General features: G+C 68.2%; 10 protein-coding genes. 8 read left to right on the top strand and 2 right to left on the bottom strand.

Features of this window, described 5'->3' with window-relative positions; translation table 11 throughout:
• Positions 1-9: 9 nt before the first annotated feature.
• From O7605_RS30535 to O7605_RS30500, 8 genes are all read left to right on the top strand, one after another.
• Entirely contained in the window at positions 10-2706 is a 2697-nt protein-coding gene (locus O7605_RS30535; protein WP_269742426.1) for an MGH1-like glycoside hydrolase domain-containing protein, read from the top strand.
• A gap of 74 nt (positions 2707-2780) precedes the next feature.
• Positions 2781-3353 carry a TetR/AcrR family transcriptional regulator gene (locus O7605_RS30530; protein ID WP_269742425.1) on the top strand — a complete coding sequence of 191 codons (573 nt, stop codon included), beginning with the start codon at positions 2781-2783 and terminating at the stop codon, positions 3351-3353.
• 287 nt (positions 3354-3640) lie between these two features.
• Positions 3641-4690, top strand: coding sequence for an acetyltransferase (locus O7605_RS30525; RefSeq protein ID WP_269742424.1), 1050 nt, complete (start codon positions 3641-3643; stop codon positions 4688-4690).
• 157 nt (positions 4691-4847) lie between these two features.
• Positions 4848-5522 (top strand): HAD family hydrolase, encoded by a 675-nt coding sequence (locus O7605_RS30520; RefSeq protein ID WP_269742785.1) that lies wholly within the window; start codon positions 4848-4850, stop codon positions 5520-5522.
• Positions 5523-5687: 165 nt separating this feature from the next.
• Positions 5688-14387 (top strand): golvesin C-terminal-like domain-containing protein, encoded by an 8700-nt coding sequence (locus O7605_RS30515; protein WP_269742423.1) that lies wholly within the window; start codon positions 5688-5690, stop codon positions 14385-14387.
• A 4-nt stretch (positions 14388-14391) separates the two neighbouring features.
• Entirely contained in the window at positions 14392-14727 is a 336-nt protein-coding gene (locus tag O7605_RS30510; protein WP_269742422.1) for a hypothetical protein, read from the top strand.
• A gap of 167 nt (positions 14728-14894) precedes the next feature.
• Complete coding sequence (locus O7605_RS30505) at positions 14895-15590, top strand: hypothetical protein (protein ID WP_269742421.1); 696 nt, start codon at positions 14895-14897, stop codon at positions 15588-15590.
• A gap of 220 nt (positions 15591-15810) precedes the next feature.
• Positions 15811-17598, top strand: coding sequence for an AfsR/SARP family transcriptional regulator (locus O7605_RS30500; protein ID WP_269742420.1), 1788 nt, complete (start codon positions 15811-15813; stop codon positions 17596-17598).
• A gap of 3 nt (positions 17599-17601) precedes the next feature.
• Here O7605_RS30500 and O7605_RS30495 read toward each other — a convergent pair whose 3' ends face one another.
• Together O7605_RS30495 and O7605_RS30490 are read right to left on the bottom strand one after the other, a co-directional pair.
• Positions 17602-17871, bottom strand: a complete 270-nt coding sequence (locus tag O7605_RS30495; protein ID WP_269742419.1) for a hypothetical protein — start codon at positions 17869-17871, stop codon at positions 17602-17604.
• A 47-nt stretch (positions 17872-17918) separates the two neighbouring features.
• Entirely contained in the window at positions 17919-18350 is a 432-nt protein-coding gene (locus O7605_RS30490; RefSeq protein ID WP_269742784.1) for a hypothetical protein, read from the bottom strand.
• Positions 18351-18449 lie beyond the last annotated feature (99 nt).

The following is an 18449-nucleotide window of genomic DNA, read 5'->3' as shown; positions in this document are numbered from 1 at the left end:
ACGACGACAATGGCCGCTGTGGAGAAGTACCCCGGCGGCGTCGAAGATGTTCAGGTGATCAATGACAGTTCGCCCTCCGCCCCCGACGTCGAGCGGATCCGGCTCGCCCAGGCCGATGCCGGGGAGCAGGACTGGCGCGCATGGGGTCCCTATCTGTCCGAGCGGGCGTGGGGGACGGTACGGGAGGACTACAGCGAGCACGGCACGGCCTGGGACTACTTTCCCCACGACCATTCGCGGTCCCGAGCCTACCGGTGGTCCGAGGACGGCATGGCGGGCGTGTGCGACGACCGGCAGACGTTCTGTTTCGCTCTCGCGTTGTGGAACGGACGGGATCCGATCATCAAGGAGCGGATGTTCGGCCTCGGTGGCGACGGCGGCAACCACGGCGAGGACGCCAAGGAGTACTGGTGGTACGAGGACTCCACGCCCACCCACTCCTGGATGCGGTGGCGGTACCACTACCCGCAGGCCGCCTTCCCGTACGACGAGCTGGTCGCGGTCAACGGGCTGCGCGGCCGGGACGACACCGAGTACGAGCTGGTCGACACCGGCATCTTCGACGACGACCGGTACTGGGCGGTGACCGTCGACTACGCCAAGGCCGGCCCGACCGACATGTGCGTCGTGGTGACCGTGGCCAACCGTGGTGAGGAGGCCGACCGGCTGCACGTGCTGCCGCACCTGTGGTTCCGCAACACCTGGTCGTGGAACCTGCCCGGCGGTGACCGGGTGCCCCGGATCGTCGGCTCGGGGCGGCGGCTCGTCGGCGAGCACTGGGTGCTCGGTCAGATCATGCTCGAAGGCGACGGCGACCCGACGCCGCTGCTCTGCGACAACGACACGAACGCCGAGCGGCTGTGGGGGCTGCCGAGTCGTACCCCGTACCCGAAGGACGGCATCAACGACCACGTGGTCGACGGCGCGGAGACGGTCAACCCGGACCTGGAGGGCACCAAGGGGGCGTTGCACTACGTGCTGGACGTGCCGGCCGGCGAGCAACGGCGGATCCGGCTGCGGCTGACCCGTACCGCCCCACCGCCGGGCGGTGGCCAGCCGCCGCCGGCCGACCTGGGCGACGGCTTCGACGCGGTGGTGTGGGCCCGTCGCGCCGAGGCGAACCGGTTCTTCGACGCGGTCATCCCGGCCGAGGCCAGCGCCGACGAGGCGCTGATCGCGCGGCAGGCCATCGCCGGGCTGATGTGGGGCAAGCAGTTCTACCACTTCGACGTCAAACGGTGGCTGGAGGGCGACCCCGGCTCGACCCCGCCGGCCGGTCGCCGGTACGGGCGCAACAGCCACTGGTGGCACATGACCAGCTTCGACGTGATCTCCATGCCGGACCCGTGGGAGTACCCGTGGTACGCCGCCTGGGACCTGGCCTTCCACTGCGTGAGCATCGCCCGGGTCGACCCCAACTTCGCCAAGGAACAGTTGCTGCTCCTGCTGCGGGAGTGGTACCTGCACCCCAACGGGCAGATCCCGGCGTACGAGTGGGCCTTCGGCGACGTCAACCCGCCGGTGCACGCCTGGGCGGCGTTGAAGGTGTTCGAGATCGACGGGAGCCGGGACCACGACTTCCTGGCCCGGATGATGCACAAGCTGCTGATGAACTTCACCTGGTGGGTCAACCGCAAGGACACCGGCGGCAACAACGTCTTCGAGGGCGGGTTCCTCGGGCTGGACAACGTCGGCCCGTTCGACCGTTCGGCCGCGCTGCCGGTGGCCGGGGTGCTGGAGCAGTCCGACGGCACCGGCTGGATGGCGATGTACGCGCTCAACCTGCTGGACATCGCGATCGTGCTGGCCGAGCACGACCGCACCTGGGTGGACACCGCGACGAAGTTCTTCGAACACTTCGCCTACATCGCGGCGGCCGCGTACGACCAGGGGCTGTGGGACGACGAGGACGCGTTCTTCTACGACGTGCTGCGGCTGGCCGACGGCACGAAGGTGCCGTTGAAGGTGCGTTCGGTGGTGGGTCTGCTACCGCTGGCCGCGGTGACCCGACTGACCGCGCGGACCCTGCACCGGCTGCCCGAGCTGGGCGCCCGGCTGCGCTGGTTCCTGACCAACCGGCCCGAGTACGCCTCGGTGGTCGGCGCGCGGCGGCTCGGCCCGGACGGGCGGCAGCAGCGACTGTTGTCCATGTGCGGCCCGGAGCAGGTGGTGCGGTTGCTCGCCCGGATGCTGGACACCGACGAGTTCCTCTCCGAGTACGGGCTGCGGACGCTGTCCCGCGCCCACCTGGACAAGCCGTTCGCGGTGACGCTGGGCGGGCAGGAGTTCTGCGTCGGCTACGAGCCCGCCGAGTCGACGAGCGGCCTCTTCGGTGGCAACTCCAACTGGCGCGGGCCGATCTGGATGCCGACCAACTTCCTGCTCATCAGCGCGTTGCGGGACTACGCCGCGTTCTTCGGCGACGACCTCCAGGTGGAGTACCCGACCCGCTCCGGGGTGAAGAAGACCCTCGACGAGATCGCCGACGACCTGTCGGCCCGCTTGATCGCGCTGTTCACCCGCGACGGCTGGGGCCGCCGGCCGATCTACGGCGCGGCGCAGTTGTTCCAGACCCACCCGGACTGGCGCGACCTGGTCGCCTTCCCGGAATACTTCCACGGCGACAACGGCGCCGGCCTGGGTGCCTGGCACCAGACGGGCTGGACCGCCCTGGTCGCCGACCTCATCCTCACCCTGCGCCGCTGACCGCGCCGCCGCCTTCAGTCGCCAATCCGTCGTGATGCCATGACCCTGCGTGATGCGGGGCTAGCATCAGCGGCGTGTCCGGAGCAGACGAACCAGGCACCGGGCGGGACGGCGACGCCATCGTCACCACCGCCTGGCAGCTGGCCGAGGCCGAGGGCTTGGCCGCGATGACCACCCGCCGGCTCGCCGAACGCGCCGACGTCGACCTCGGTGCCCTCTATCAGCGCTTCGCCGACCGGGACGCGGTGGTCGCCGCCGTCGCGGTGCGAGGCTTCGCCGACCTGGCCGCCGCGCTGACCGACGCGCGTGCGGCGGTCGACTGCCCGGCGAACGTCTGGCCGGCGGTGATGGCGGCCTACCTGGACTTCGCGTACGCCAATCCGGAGGTCTACGACGCGATGTTCGCCCACACACCGGAGCTGACCCTCGGCGCGGAGCAGGTCCCCGAGACGGTGGCGGCCACCTTCGATGAGCTGCGCACCGCGCTGACGCCGTTGGCCGCCGGCCGGGACGCCGACATTCTCGCCGAGCTGGGCTGGAGCCTGCTGCACGGCATGGTGATGCTCACCCGGGGCGGCCGACTGCGCCCGGAAACCCAGGAACACCGCGAACACCTCCTCAGCAGAACCCTCTTCAACCCCCACTGACCCACCCCACCCTCCCGGCCCCGCCCGGCCCATCCCGGCGCGGTGATCAAGAAGTTCTGGTCGGAGTTCGTGCGCGGGAACGACGCAAACTTCTTGATCAACCGGAAGGGGGAAGGAGGTAGGGGAGGGGGCGGGTGGTTGCGGGGGGTGGGGTGGGGGCGTAGGTTCGCTGGCACGCCGATCGAGTGGAGAGGAGGTCAGAACAATGTCCGATGTTCTGCGCCCCGTCCGCGGCCCGGCGTCCACGCGGATCTGACCCGGGGCGTCGCTGTCCCGGAGGATCTGCCATGACCGATGTGGTCATCCGCCCGCTCGTCGCGGGCGAGGAGAAGCCGTTCGACTCGATGCCCGACCCGCTGCCGCAACTGCGACAGATCAGCTACGCCGACGGGATCGCCGGTGGCGGCTACCGGCCGGAGCACACCTTCATCGCGCTGCGCGGCGACCGGGTGGTGGGCCGCGCCGCGTGGCTGTTGCTGCCCGGTTCCGTCGGCGAACCGTGGCTGGAACGCTTCGACCTGGATCTCAGTCCGTTCACCGGTGCGGCGCGGCCGGCCGAGCCCGCCGGGTCGGTCGACACCGTGCGGCTGGTCGATCCCGCGGGGTCGGTCGGCTCCGCGGGGCCGGTCGACCCTGCGGGGCCGGTTGACCCTGCGGGGCCGGTCGACCCTGCGGGGCCGGTCGGCACGGCGTCGGAGATCGGTGCCGCGTTGCTGCGCGCCGCGCATGACGCGCTGGGCGGCCCGAAGGTGTACCACGCGGCGCTGCCGGCCTACTGGCGGTGGCAGCCCGAGGTGCGGGCGGTAGCCGAGGCGACGATGGCTGCGGCCCGGCTCGCGGGACTGGTCGAGCGGGGGGAGCGGCTGCGGTTCAGTTGGGCGGGTGGTCCGTTGCCGGCTCCGTCCGGCCGGTTCTCCTTCCGCCCCGCTGCCGACGCGGCGGAGATCGAGGCGCTGGTGGCCCGGATCGCCGAGCCGGTCGTGCTGACCGGTGCCGAGACCGCCCGGGCGGTGGCCGGAGTGGACCTGGCCCGCGATCCAATGGCCTGGTTGACCGGTACGCCACTCGGCAACTGGCGCGTCGCACTGCACGGTGACGAACCGGTGGGGCTGGCGGGGCCGACGGCCGACGCCTGTTTCCCCATGATCGCCTACCTCGGCCTGCTGGACGAGTCGGTGTTGGGTGAACTGCTGGCCGACGCGGTCGCGGCGTTGGCCGGCGGCGGGGCGTACGAGGTGGTCGCCGACGTGGACGCGCACCGGGTGGCGGTGGTGGCGGAGCTGGAGCGGACCGGCTTCCGGCGGATCCGCTCCCGGGTGGTCTTCACGCCGGCCTGAGCCGACGATCGGCTGCATTCCAGTGACCGTCGTGCCGGCGTGTCGGGTCACTGGAATGCAGACGATCAAGGGTCCGCAGTATTCGGGTCGTCGGGCGTGCGCCGGTTCGCCTAGAGTCCGCCAGGTGACGCGTGGGGCAGCCATCGAACCGGGACGGGTGTTGGTCTTCGACGCCGACGACACCCTCTGGGAGAACAACGTCGTGTTCGAGCGGGTGATCGACGACTTCCTGGAGTGGTTGGACCATCCCACGCTGGACCGGGTGCAACTGCGGGCCGTGCTCGACGACATCGAGCGGGCCAACACCGTCACCCACGGGTACGGCAGCAAGGTCTTCCTGCGCAGCCTGCGGGATTGTCTGGAACGGCTGCGCCGGCGGCCGGCCACCGAGGCGGAGCGCCGGGAGATCGACGAGCTGGCGGTGGCCCTGGTGACGCATCAGGTCGAGCTGATGCCGGGGGTGGCCGACGCCCTGGACGAGTTGGCCACCCGGCACGAGCTGCTGTTGCTGACCAAGGGCGAGCGTGCGGAGCAGCAGCGCAAGCTGGACGCCTGCGGGTTGCTGCACCACTTCTCCGCCGCGCACATCGTGGCGGAGAAGAATGTGGAAACCTACCGTTGGCTGGCGAAGGAGCACGGCTTCGAACCGGCGGGAGCCTGGATGATCGGCAACTCGCCACGCTCGGACATCCTGCCCGCCCGGACCGCCGGCTGGAACGCGGTGTTCATCCCGAACGCGAACACCTGGGTGCTGGAACACGACGAGTTGGACCTGGCGGACGCGGGTTTGCTGCGCCTCGCCGCCTTCCCGGACCTGCTCCTCCACTTCTGAGCGGCGGCTGGCCGCCCGCCCCAATGCGTCTGCGCAATCCCCGCTTCGAGGGGCGACAGGACCCGCGGAAAGGCCTGACGCCTCGATATCTGATCGATAGCCCGGGAAGTATCGACCGCACCTAGCTTCTACCCGTCGTATTGGCCCTTGACCGGAGGGTGACGGGTGAAGAGAACACTACGGGGATCGTTGATCGCGGTCCTGGCGGTCACGCTGGTGGGCAGCACCGTCGGCGGGAGGCAGCTGCTGACCCATGACAGCCCCGACCAGGCAGCGGGTTTCGAGGATGGGCCGGGCCTGCTGGAGCGCATCGGCGGCGCGGCGAGGGACCTGGTCGGCGGAGGTGTCGGGCGCACCAAGCCCGAGGTGGTCACCGCCGGGCTGACGGTCCACGAAAAGGCGCTACCGGCCAAGGCATGGCCGCCGCAGAAGCGGGTCCGGGAGCTGACCGGCAAGCGGACGGAGAACGCCCGCGTCTACCAGCTCTCCGACGGACGGACGCAGGCGGAGATCTCCGCGGTGCCGCTGCACTACCAGGACGCCAAGGGCCGCTTCCAGCCCATCGACACCAAGGTCCGCCCGACCACCGAGAAGGGCTACATCCAGGCCAACCGCAGCAACACCTTCACCAGCCTGTTCGGTGACAGCTCCGACGAACTGGTCCGCTTCGAACGGGACGGGCGCAGCATCGAACTGGGCCTGGCCGGTGCGGCGCAGGACGTGACGCCGAAGGTCAGTGGCTCGACGGTCACCTACCCGGGCATCGCCGACGGCGCCGACGTCGTCTACGACGTCACCGCAACCGCACTCAAGGAGAAGATCGTTCTGCGGAAGGCGCCGAGCGGACCGGCGTCGTACACGTTCACCCTGGAGACCGCCGGCCTGACCGCGCAGCAGCGGGACGACGGCTCGATCGCCTTCGTGCGGGCGAGTGGTGGTGAGCCGGCCTTCGTGATGCCGGCGCCGTTCATGTACGACGACAAGGACGACAGGTCGTCCCCGCACGGCAAGGTGTGGAGCGACAAGGTCACCCAGACGGTGACCCGGTCCGGCAGCACCTCGACGATCACGGTGACCGCCGACGCCGGCTGGCTCGCCGACCCGGCGCGCGTCTACCCGGTGGTCATCGACCCGACGATCAAGATCCAGCCCGTCCCCGCCGACGCGCAGGACGTGCAGATCTACTCGGGCAACACGAGCAAGAACTACAACGACACCTACCAACTGAAGGTCGGCACCGAGGCGACCCACACCTGGCGGTCGCTGCTGAGGTTCAACCTCGGCACCATCCCGGCGAACACGCCCATCGACGACGCGCAGCTGCAGCTGTACTACTCGCAGACCCACACCCAGTGGGCCTACGACGTGCCGATGGAAGCGCGGCGGGTCACCACGGCATGGTCCGAGGGCACCGCCACCTGGGCGAACATGAGCGGCAACATCGCGGGCGCCCCGGCCGGCAACGTGGTGACCAAGGACGACGGGGACTCCGGCACGTCGGTGGTCGGCTCGTGGCCGTACTCCAGCAACGCCACGCTGACGCCGAAGGCGGTCAACGGCGACTACCGCTACCACGGCAGCTCCAGCTCGTCGGACACCCACACCTGGGTGCCCACCATCACCGAGTCGGGCGACTACCAGGTGGAGGTGCACTACGTCGGCGCCTCCGACCGACCCACGAACGCGAAGTACACCGTGCACCACAGCGGCGGCTCGAAGGCCTACACCGTCGACCAGACGACGCCCGACAGCGCCGGCAGGTGGGTCACCCTCGGCACCCACCCGTTCGTGGCCGGCACCACCGGCAAGGTGGTCCTCAACGGCGTTCCGGGCACGTCGGCGAACGCCGACGCGGTGCGCTTCACCAAGGCCGGTGCGGTCAAGAAGAACGCCAAGTCGAGCGTGTGGACCTCGTTCCCGGTCCGCAACCTGGTGCAGGACTGGGTGAACGGGACGCACTCGAACCACGGCTTCATGATCAAGGCCCTGGACGAGGCCACCAAGGACCGGGGTGGCCCGATCTACGAGGCGTCGGAGTACGCGTACGCGAACGACCGGCGGGACTACAACCTGCCGAAGCTGGTCGTCACCTACGGCCGGCCGGGCGTTCCGGTGGACCCGCCGACCACGATCACCTCGACCGGTGCGGTGCTGTCCTGGCCGGCGTACGTCGACCCGTCGACGGCGACCGGTGACGACATCGTCGAGTACCAGGTGCACCGGAACGTGCACCAGAACTTCACGCCCTCGGCGGCGACGCTCGTCGCCCCGGTCTCGTCGGGCACGCGGACCTATCAGGACACCACCGCGGAGCCGACGGCGGCCGACAACACCGACCCGATGGCCCGCAAGTTCTTCTACTACATGGTCGCGGTGAAGACCCGCGACGGGCAGTTGCTCGCCGGCCCGACGCAGCCGGCGATGCTGCCAAAGGCCGGCCAGATCACCCGGATCTACCGGACCGCGGCGACCGACGCGACCGGCTCGAACGGCGTCATCGACACCACACTCTCCGCGGCGCGGCCGACGGAGAACGTCGACGTCTACGACGGGGATCCCTACGTCAGCCCGGGTAACAACTCGCCGTACTACGGGGACTCCCGGGGCGTGGTGAAGTTCCCGACGCTGAGCGGCATCCCGACCGACGCCAGGGTCGTCGGCGCCGAGCTGCGGATGTACAACAACGCGCTGTTCCCCGGCACGGACACCGACGAGTACGTCGACGTCTACAAGCTCAAGCGCGCCTTCAACGAGACGAAGGCAACGTGGAACACCTACGACGGGGTGAACGCCTGGACCACGCCGGGCGGTGACTACGACGCCGCCTGGAAGGCGAGCTTCAACGGCTTCACCAACGACCCCGAGTGGGAGACCTGGGACGTCACCGCCGCCGTCGACGGCTGGGTGAAGACCCCGGCCAGCAACTACGGCCTGCTGCTGCGCCAGCGCGACGAGGTCAACCAGACCGCCCGGGCGATGCTGCTCTCCTCCGAGGGTGCCGAGCCGATGCTGCGGCCGACGCTTGAGGTCACCTACCTTGAGCAGACCGCCGAGTCGACGTACTACGCCGCCTCGACCCCGCAGGTGCTCACGCCGAACACCACGTACACGCTGCCGGTGACCGTGTCGAACCCGACGCTCGCGGCCTGGAACACCAGCGACTGGGAGCTGTCGTACGACTGGAAGCGCGCCGACGGTGTCACCGACGGTGCCGACGCGAGCTTCGAGCTGCGCACGCCGCTGCCGAAGAACGTGCCGGCCGGCGGCACGGTGGACGTCGCCGCCCAGGTGAAGGCCCCGCCGTCGTCGACGGAGGGGAGCAAGCGCACGCCCTACGTACTTCAGTGGGAACTGCGTAACAAGCTCACCGGCAAGAAGCTGTCGGAGACCACGCCGATCAAGGCGCTGCCGCAGAACGTGGCGGTCGAGGAGCCGACCTCCGATCAGCTCGGCCTGGAGAAGTTCTACTCGTACGCGGGCAAGAACACCGGCGCCGGCTCCACCGTGATGAACAACCTGTACGCCGGCAACACCGTCTGGTCGTACAACGCGTTCACCAACCCGTCCCGGGGTCTGTCGACGTTCGTGCGGCTGGCGTACAACTCGCTGGACACCTCCGACACGGTCGCCGGCTACGGCTGGTCGCTGCAGGCGTCGTCGCTGATGCGGCTGGGCACCCCGCTGGACTTCCACCCCAACCCGAACCCGACCAAGATCACCCTGACCGATGGGGACGGCACCAGCCACTGGTTCACCTGGGACGCGGCGGCGAACGAGTGGAAGAGCCCGAAGGGCGTGCACCTCTACCTGCAGAAGCACACCCCGGTCGACTGCAAGCCCAATACGCAGGAGCCGCGGGCCTGGGTGCTCACCAAGCCGGACCGGACGCAGTTCTTCTACGACTGCGAGGGCTTCCTGTCCAGCGTGGTGGACAACAACGGCAACGAGATGCGCTTCGTGTACGAGGAGCGCAAGTCCAACAACAAGCCGACGAAGTTTCTCCGCTACATCACCGACGCGGCCGACCGACGCACCCTCACGGTCGACTACCACGCCAAGGGCCAGGCGTTCGACTACATCGATGACACGACCTGGACGCGGAAGTCAGGCACCAACCTGACCAACCCGCACATCATCGACAAGGTCTCGCAGATCACCGACATCTCGGGCCGTAAGCTCACCTTCACCTACACAGACAAGGGCCTGCTCGGTGAGCTGATCGACGGTGCCGGCTCCACCAACGGCGCGCCGAAGACGTTCAAGTTCGCCTACGACATGACCCAGGGCAACAAGAACGTCAAGCTGGTCAAGGTCACCGACCCGCGGGCCAACGCGACCAACCTGGTCTACAACTACCCGCAGACCGGGGACGACCCGAAGTGGCACTGGACCACCAAGTCCTACACCGACCGGCTCAACCACGCGACCCAATTCGCGTACACCGACCCGGACGGGCCGCAGGGCAACAACATCGACACCACTGTCACCGACGCGGAGGACCACGCGACGGCGTACCGGATGGACGGCTACGGCCGCCCGTACCAGACCACCAACGCGAAGAACGAGATCACCAAGCTCGGCTGGGACGACGACCACAACGTCACCCGGCTGGAGGAGGCCAACGGCGCGGTCTCGACCTGGGCGTACGACGCCAAGACCGGCTACCCGACCGAGATCAAGGACGCGGAGGCGGTCAAGAACGGCACCTCGGGCACGGTGCTCAACTACCAGCGCCAGCTCAACGGCTATGTCGCCGATCTGGTCGAAAAGACCAGCCCGGAGGGGCGCAAGCACACCTTCGGCTACGAGGCCGACGGTGACCTCGCCTGGGTGGTCGACCCGATCGGCAACACGACGTCGGACCCGGAGGACTACAAGACCTCCTACACCTACGACGCGTGGGGACAGATGCTGACGGCGACCGACGCCAACGGCAACACCACCAAGAACGACCTGTTCGACGACAACGGCTACCCACAGAAGATCATCGACGCGAAGACAAAGGCCACGACGTTCGTCTACGACGTGCGCGGCCAGGTCACCAAGGTCACCGACGCGTACGGCAAAGACACCACGCAGACGTACGACACGTTCGGCCGTCCGCTGGAGAACCGGGTACCGAAGGACCAGGCGGCCGGCGACTTCGTCGTCACCCCGGCCCCGGAGTACGACCAGAACGACAACGTCGTGAAGTCGTACGCCCCGAACGGCGCCCTCACCACCGCGTCGTACGACAAGGCGGACCAGCTGACCTACACGCTGGCGCCGGTCGACCAGACCGGTGACCCGGAGCGGAAGACGTCCTTCACCTACGACAAGGTCGGCAACCTGCTGACCGCCACCGAGCCGAAGGGCAACCTGACGCCGACGGTGGCCGGCGACTACGTCACCACCAACGCGTACGACCCGATCTACCAGCTCACCAGCGTGACAAACGCCGAGGGGCACCGCATCACCTACGAGTACGACAACGTCGGCAACGTGAAGAAGGTGGTCGACCCGCGCAAGAACGCGTCGGCGCCGACCACCGACTACACGACCCTCTACGACTACGACTGGGCGCACCGGGTCACCAAGGTCACCGACGCCATCGGCAAGTTCACCACCAGCCGGTACGACCGGGACGGTCTCGTCACCGCGACCATCGACCAGCTCGGCAACACGACCGAGGTCACCCTCGACCGGCGGGGCAAGCCGACCGAGGTGAAGGTGCCGCACAAGAACGACAACGGCGACATCACCTACCGGACGACCAAGTACGAGTACGACGAGGTCGGCAACCAGACGCGGGTGATCAGCCCGCGCGGTGTGGCCACCACGGACGACCCGGACGACTTCGCCACGGTCAGCGTCTACGACGAGCTGAACCGGGTGAAGGAGACCCGCACCGCGTACGACAAGGACGACGCCCGCTACAAGACCGCGGACGTCACCACCTACCACTACGACGACGTGGGCCGGCTGGCGAGGGCCAGCATGCCGCCCTCGGCGGGTGAGTCGGTTCGCAACGACACGACGTACTCGTACTTTGACAACGGCTGGACCAAGTCCAGCAGCGATCCGTGGGACATCGTCACGACGTACGACTACAACAAGCTCGGCGCGCAGACGGCGCGGACGGTGACGTCGGCGGGTGGATCGTCGAACCGCACGATGACCTGGTCGTACTTCCCGGACGGCAAGCTGGCGTCCCGCACGGACGACGGCGTGCCGGTCGGCAAGCACGTGGTGCTGGTGGACAACTCCGATTTCAACAACGTCACCACCACCGGCACCTGGACGGCCGCGACCACGGCCGGGAACAAGTACGGCCCGAACTACGCCACCCGGCCGGCGGGCACCGGCACGAACACCTTCACCTGGCAGCTCAACGTGCCGCAGGCCGGCACGTACGAGGTGTTCGCCCGCTACCCGCAGGTGTCCGGCGCCGCCACGGACGCTCGGTACACCGTCAAGCACGGTGGCGGGGACACGGTGAAGACGGTCAACCAGACCGCCAACGCCGGGACGTGGGTGAGCCTCGGCTCGTACAGCCTCACCGAGGGCAACAGCCACACGGTGTCGCTGTCCGACCAGGCGACAGGCACGGTCGTCGCGGACGCGGTGAAGGTGGTGCGGGACACCACCGGTGTGACCGACAACGAGAAGGTCGACTACGCCTACCGGTACGACCCGAACGGCAACCTGCAAACCATCACCGACTCGTCGCCCAACGCCCGAGTGGACACGTACTCGGTGGCCTACACGGGCCTCAACCAGGTGCAGACGGTGACCGAGCGGAAGTCGGGGACGGTCAAGAACACGACGTCGTTCACCTACAACGAGAACAGTGCCCCGCTGACCACGGAGCACGACAAGCAGTACGCCAGCTACGGCTACGACGAGCGTGACCTGGTGTCGACGGTGGTCAACGGCAAGTCCGCCACCGACGCCGACAAGAAGACGACCACCTTCATCTACACCGATCGGGGTGAGAAGAAGCAGGAGACCAAGGGCAACGGCAACACCGTCGACTACACGTACTACCTCGACGGTCTGCTGAGGCACCAGGTCGAGAAGAAGTCGAACGGGACGTTGGTGTCCGAGCACACCTTCACCTACGACCTGAACGGCAACCGCACGCGGGACGTCGCGAAGAAGATGAACGCCGACAACAACTCGGCGTACCTGAACACGACAAGCGACTACTCCTACGATCCGCGTGACCGCCTCGCACAACTGGTCAGGGCCGGTGACGGCGCCGACACGGAAACCTACGTCCACGACGCCAACAACAACGTCATCAACCAGACGATCAAGGGCACCACGACCACCTTCAACTACGACCGCAACCGGCTGCACACGGCCACCGCGGGTGGCGCGACCGCGTCGTACAACTACGACCCGTTCGGCCGGCTCGACACGGTGACCGCGGCCGGTGTGGTGATCGAAAAGAACTTGTACGACGGGTTCGACCACGTCATCGAGAACCGCAAGAACATCGGCACCGGCACCACGGTGACGAAGTACACCTACGACCCGCTGGACCGCACGGCGACCAAGACGACCGACGTTGGCGGGGCGGAGGAGAAGACCACCACCTTCAACTATCTGGGCCTGTCGTCAGAGGTGCTGGACGAGGAGGTGGCTGGCGAGCTCACCAAGTCTTACCAGTACTCGCCCTGGGGCCAGCGGCTTTCGCAGATCACGCACAAGGACGACGGCACCGAGGAGGAGGCGTACTACGGGTACAACCCGCACACCGACGTCGAACAGCTGACCGACGCCACCGGCAACACGAAGGCCACGTACGGCTACACCGCGTACGGCATGAATAACGAGGCCGAGTTCACCGGTATCGACAAGCCCGACGCCGCGGATCCGACGAAGGAGCCGTACAACGCCTACCGGTTCAACGCCAAGCGGTGGGACCAAGCCTCCGAGTCGTACGACATGGGCTTCCGCGACTACAGCCCCGGCCTCAACCGCTTCTTGTCCCGGGACAGCTACAACGGGGCCCTGGCCGACATGAACCTCGGTACGAACCCTTGGACCGGCAACCGCTACGCCTACGGCGGCGGCAACCCTGTCAGTGCGATCGAGATTGATGGTCATGACTTCTTTAGGAGCCTTGGTGAGTTTGTGGCCGGAGCCAGAGCTGGCTGGGACAACTGGGGTGCGGACACGGCGAGCGGCCTGATCTCTTTCGCAAAGGATCCGGTGGGAGCCTTTAAGGGGATGGCTGAGGAGTCGATCAACTGGAGCCAGAAGTACGGGCACGCTCCCGGGACTCCGATGGGGAACGGTATCGGTTGGGGCTGCACCCTCACCGGCGCCTGCGAGATCTACGAGAATATCAAGGCAGGGAATTACTATGAGGCCGGCTATCAAACGGGAGGGATGGGGCCTGAACTGGCGATCAGTGCCGGGAAAGCGGGAGCCGGTGGCGGAATCAGCGCTGGTCTAAAGGCGCTCAGGACGGCGGCCAAGGCCGGCCGGCCGGATCCTGCCTTTCCCAAGCCGAAGGCCAAGGCGGGCGTGGCCCTTCCGGACAACCCGTTGGACCTGGTGCCGGCATCCGCGTCGAAGCGGGATCTTACCCCTCACTCCGGTGGTGGTGCTCAGTACGGGGTGGAGTACAAATGGTTGCAGGATGGGCAGACGATTCGTCTTCGCATCCACGGCCCTGATTCGACGGCGCCAGCCGGCTCGAACGCGGCCAGTGGTGTCACCTACCGCGTGCAGGTCGGGCAGCGGTTTCTCGACCCGGCTGGCAATCTCTACCCGAGTGGAGTGCACAATCCACGGAGTTCGAACTATAATCCGGCTGCGGCCAACGCGACCCACATCCCCTGGCCGTCGAACGTTCCGTATCCGTGGAGCTGATAATATGGTCGAAGCGTCCTATCTAATCACGACACTTGTCCGCTGCATAAGAGAGGTAGGCTTCGATGAAGGTGACCTTTTAGACTCCTTCACTGACCAGCTCGGCGCCTACTCGGACGATGAGGCTTACCTGGTCGTATGGTGCCTGACGCGAATGGTCATCGATGGTTTGAGCGCTCGTCCTCGAGAAGCGGCATTGCACGCGATGGCTGAGCTTATCGAGTGGCATCCATCGGCGCTTCAAGCTGCGCATGGCGTCTGTCGTTTGGACCGCTCGCGCTGGACGGCATCCGAGGTGGAGTACGCCGAAACGATTTGTCGTAACGCGACTGGTTCCTGAACGGTGTGAAGGGTGCGGCGGCTGCCTGCCGGCGCACCCTTCACCTCTCGCTTGGAAAATCTGTAGGGGTTTGGACGTCGACAAAACGCAAACTGAACGTCAGCCGCACCCTCGACTCACAGGAGGGCTCGGAACATGTGTTGCCCTGAGGTTGGGAGGAGGGAACCGTGATCGCCGGGTTTGAAGAATTCCCGCTGATCGATGGCGCGTCGATGCTTCAGGATTTCCTGTTCTGGCCGACCTACTTGTCGGCCACGATGGCGCCCCACCGGGATTCGCTGGTCACCGAGGCTTTCGCGGTTGACGTAGCGGCCTGCTTTGAATACTTCGATCGACTGACCGATCCTGACGAGTGGCCGGTGTTTCGGATCAGCCTGCGTGATGGATACGAGATCGATCTGGTCTACTGGAATGAGCCGGACGACAACAGTACGGAGTTTGTTTTGCGTCGATCCGGTCAGAATTCCAAGCTGGTTCTGGCAAGTGTGGGAGGGCACGAGTTCCGGCCGGGAATGAGTTGGCCGGAGCTCGTAGCCGCCGCCAACCTCTCCGGCGATCCGCATGGGATCGTCGAGCCGCATGCTCGACTGCTGTTGCTGCTACCCGCCTTCGGGGACGCGGACCTGCCGGCCGACGCGAACGGGATGGTGGCCGCCGCGTTGAGGAGTTGTGGCGCGGGAGTGGGAGCGGGTGAACTGGCCGCGTATATGCTGCGGCAGCCGGAGAGGTGGCCTCGCTGGCGGTCCGACGTCAACGGTGCCCTGGTGTGCGATGGGCGACACAGTCGGCGCAACCCGGCGGGACCAGCTGCGCATTCACCCGCCGACCTGCTCGAGATCTCAACGGCGCTAGCTGCAAGATGATCTGTGTGAGAGCGGGCCTGGCCTGCATGGGTTTGCTGGCTAGGCGTTTTTACCCGCCGGATCGTTACGCTGACGCGCCGTCGTAGCCGATAGACAATCGCCACGATTGTCGTCGATCGATGCATCTTGTTGTCGCCTGCGGCCGGCATTTAGCCTGAGCGCGCTCGAAGGCTCAACGGGGGAGCGAAACATGCAGGTTGACCTCAGGCTACTCGGCCGGATGCAACTGATCGTAGACGGTGCCACCGTCACGCCGGGATCCGTGAAGCGGCAGGCGGTCCTCGCCGCCCTGGCCCTGGCGGCGAACCGGCCGGTTTCGCTGAACCGTCTCTCCGAAGTGGCCTGGGGCGACGAGCCGCCGCCTTCTGCGGTGGCCAACCTGCGGTCGCACGCGATGAGGCTCCGCAAGGTGCTCGGTGACCGGCTGGTCGCCCGTCCCAACGCGTACGAGTTGTGCGTGGCTGACGAGGAACTGGACGTCGACCGGTTCCAGCGGCTGGCCCGTGCGGGCCGGGTGGACCTGGCGGCCGGGCGTCACGGCTCGGCGGTCGCCTCGCTGACCGGTGCGCTTGATCTCTGGCGGGGCCGCGCCGGTGACGGACTTCCGTCGGGTCCGGCGTTGGACGGCCACTGGGCCAGCCTGGAGGAGCAGCGCCTTCAGGTGTTCGAGGAGTGGGCGCAGGCGCGCCTGGCCGTCGGCGAGCACGGCGATCTCCTCGGTGAACTGCGGCGCCACCTCGCCGCGCACCCGCTGCGGGAGCGCGCGTGGGGGCAGTTGATGCTCGCCCTCTACCGGTGCGGGGACATGCCGGCGGCGCTCACCGCGTACCAGGAGGCACGCGCGGCGCTCGACGAACACCTTGGTATCGAGCCGGGGGAGGACCTGACAGCGCTGCACCGGTCGATGCTGGATCGGTCGCCCGATCTGGCGCACGGCGACAGTGCCCGGAGCCGGCCGGACGAGAAGTCCCGGCTCGTGACCCCGGCTGCCCTCGTACCCCGGGAACTGCCGGCGGACCTCACGACGTTCGTCGGGCGTACCCGGGAAGTGGCGGACGTGGTCGCGGCCGCGCGCGGCGGCAGGCCGGCCGCCGTGGTCGTCAGCGGGCCGGCCGGCAGCGGGAGGACGGCGGTCGGGGTCCGGGCGGCGCACGCGGTCGCCGCGGAGTTCCCGGAGGGGCAGGTCTTCGTCGACCTCGGGTCCCGGCCGTCGGTGACCTCCGGTGAGGTGCTGGGCCGGGTGCTGCGCGCCCTGGGTGTGCCGGCGGACGAGGTGCCGGAGGATGTGGACGAGCGGGCCGGCTGGTACCGGACCCGGGTCGCCGGCCGGCGGATCCTGCTGGTGCTCGACGGGGTGATCCGGGCGGAACAGGTGCGACCGCTCGTCCCCGCCGGGCCCGGTCCGGCGCTGATCGTCGTGGGCCTGCGGAAACTGTACGGCCTGGACGACGTCACGTCGGTCGGGTTGCGGCGGCTTACCGACTCCGAGGCGCGGGCGCTGCTGGCGGCCCATGTCGGCGCCGACCGGCTCGAGGCGGAACCCGCCGCCACGGCGAGGCTCGTCCGGCTCTGCGCCGGTTCGGTGCTGGCCCTGCGGATCGCCGCCGCACGGTTGGCGAGCCGTCCGGAGCTGCCGGTCGGCGTTCTGGCGGAGCGGGCGGACGACGGGCGCGGCCGGCTGGACGTTCTGGCGTTCGGTGACCTGTCCGTGCGGAGGAGTCTGGCGACCCGGGTCGCCGCGGTCCGCGCCACGGACGAGGTGACCGGCCGGATCCTCGCGCTGCTCGGGGAGTCACCTGAGGCGTCGGTCGCTCCCGAGCAGACCGCGGCGCGGCTCGGCGTCACCACCGAGCGCGTGTGGCGGGCACTGGAGGGCCTGGTCGACGCGCACCTGGTCTACCGGGACGAGCCCCTCGGTTACCGGCTGCCCGCGCTGGTCAGCGACTACCTGGCCGAGCTGGTGGCCCGGCCGAGGACGGAAGCGCGGGCGAGACCGGTCGCGGCATGAACGTCAGGTGACGGCGCCCCGGACAATAGCGACCGCCACCCGGCACAACTCGTCCATGTCCGGTTCGAAGCCGGCCGCGATGTCGGGGTGCAGGCCGGCCCGGGTCTCGTCGAGCAGCCGCTGGCAGACCTGCTCCACCGGCTCGCCGGCGTAGCTGTCGCGCACCCGGTCGGTGGCCACCTGCAGGGCAGAGGTCAGCTGCTCCTCCAGCGGCCCGCGCAGCTTCTCCTGCACCGGGTCGTGGGGATCCAGCGTGACGTGTGGCTCCGACATTGGTGCTCCCTTCATCGGCGGCTGCGGTACCCCACCGCTGCCGTCGGTCAAACCCCGTCCGGCACGGCGGCGACGCGCACCTGGTACGAGAACTCCTCGGCTGGCTGTTCCAGGTAGGACAGCCGGCGGATCTGCTTGTCGTCGTCGTAGAGTGCGACGTCGACCAGCACGCCGAGGTGGGCCAGTCCGATGCTGGCGACCCGTTTCTTGTCCTGGAGCACCGCGCACACCCCACCCAGCAGGGTGCTGGCGTCGGAGGTGCGGTGCCCGGACGGGCAGCGCAGGGTCAGGTCGATCTCGATCGGGCCGGACAGTGGCGTCCAGCCGGTCTCCTGCGCGGCCGCGCAGGCGGCCTGCAACAGGGCGCGCACCCTCGTCGCCTGCCGATGTCCGGCGGCGAAGATGGACAGCGCTTCGGTCTTGACCGGTGGCAGGCCGCTCACCTCGAACGTCAGGGTGAGAGCGCGGGTGTCCTGCACCACGGCGGCACCTCCTCGTTGGGGACGATCCTGCCCAACCGGTAACCGGTGAGGGGCTGTTCCCGCGAGAACCAACCGATCGGGCGGGTCGGGGTCGGC

It is taken from the genome of Verrucosispora sp. WMMA2121 (assembly GCF_027460185.1).
Lineage (GTDB): Bacteria > Actinomycetota > Actinomycetes > Mycobacteriales > Micromonosporaceae > Micromonospora > Micromonospora palythoicola.
This window is presented reverse-complemented; position numbering and strand designations above follow the sequence as displayed.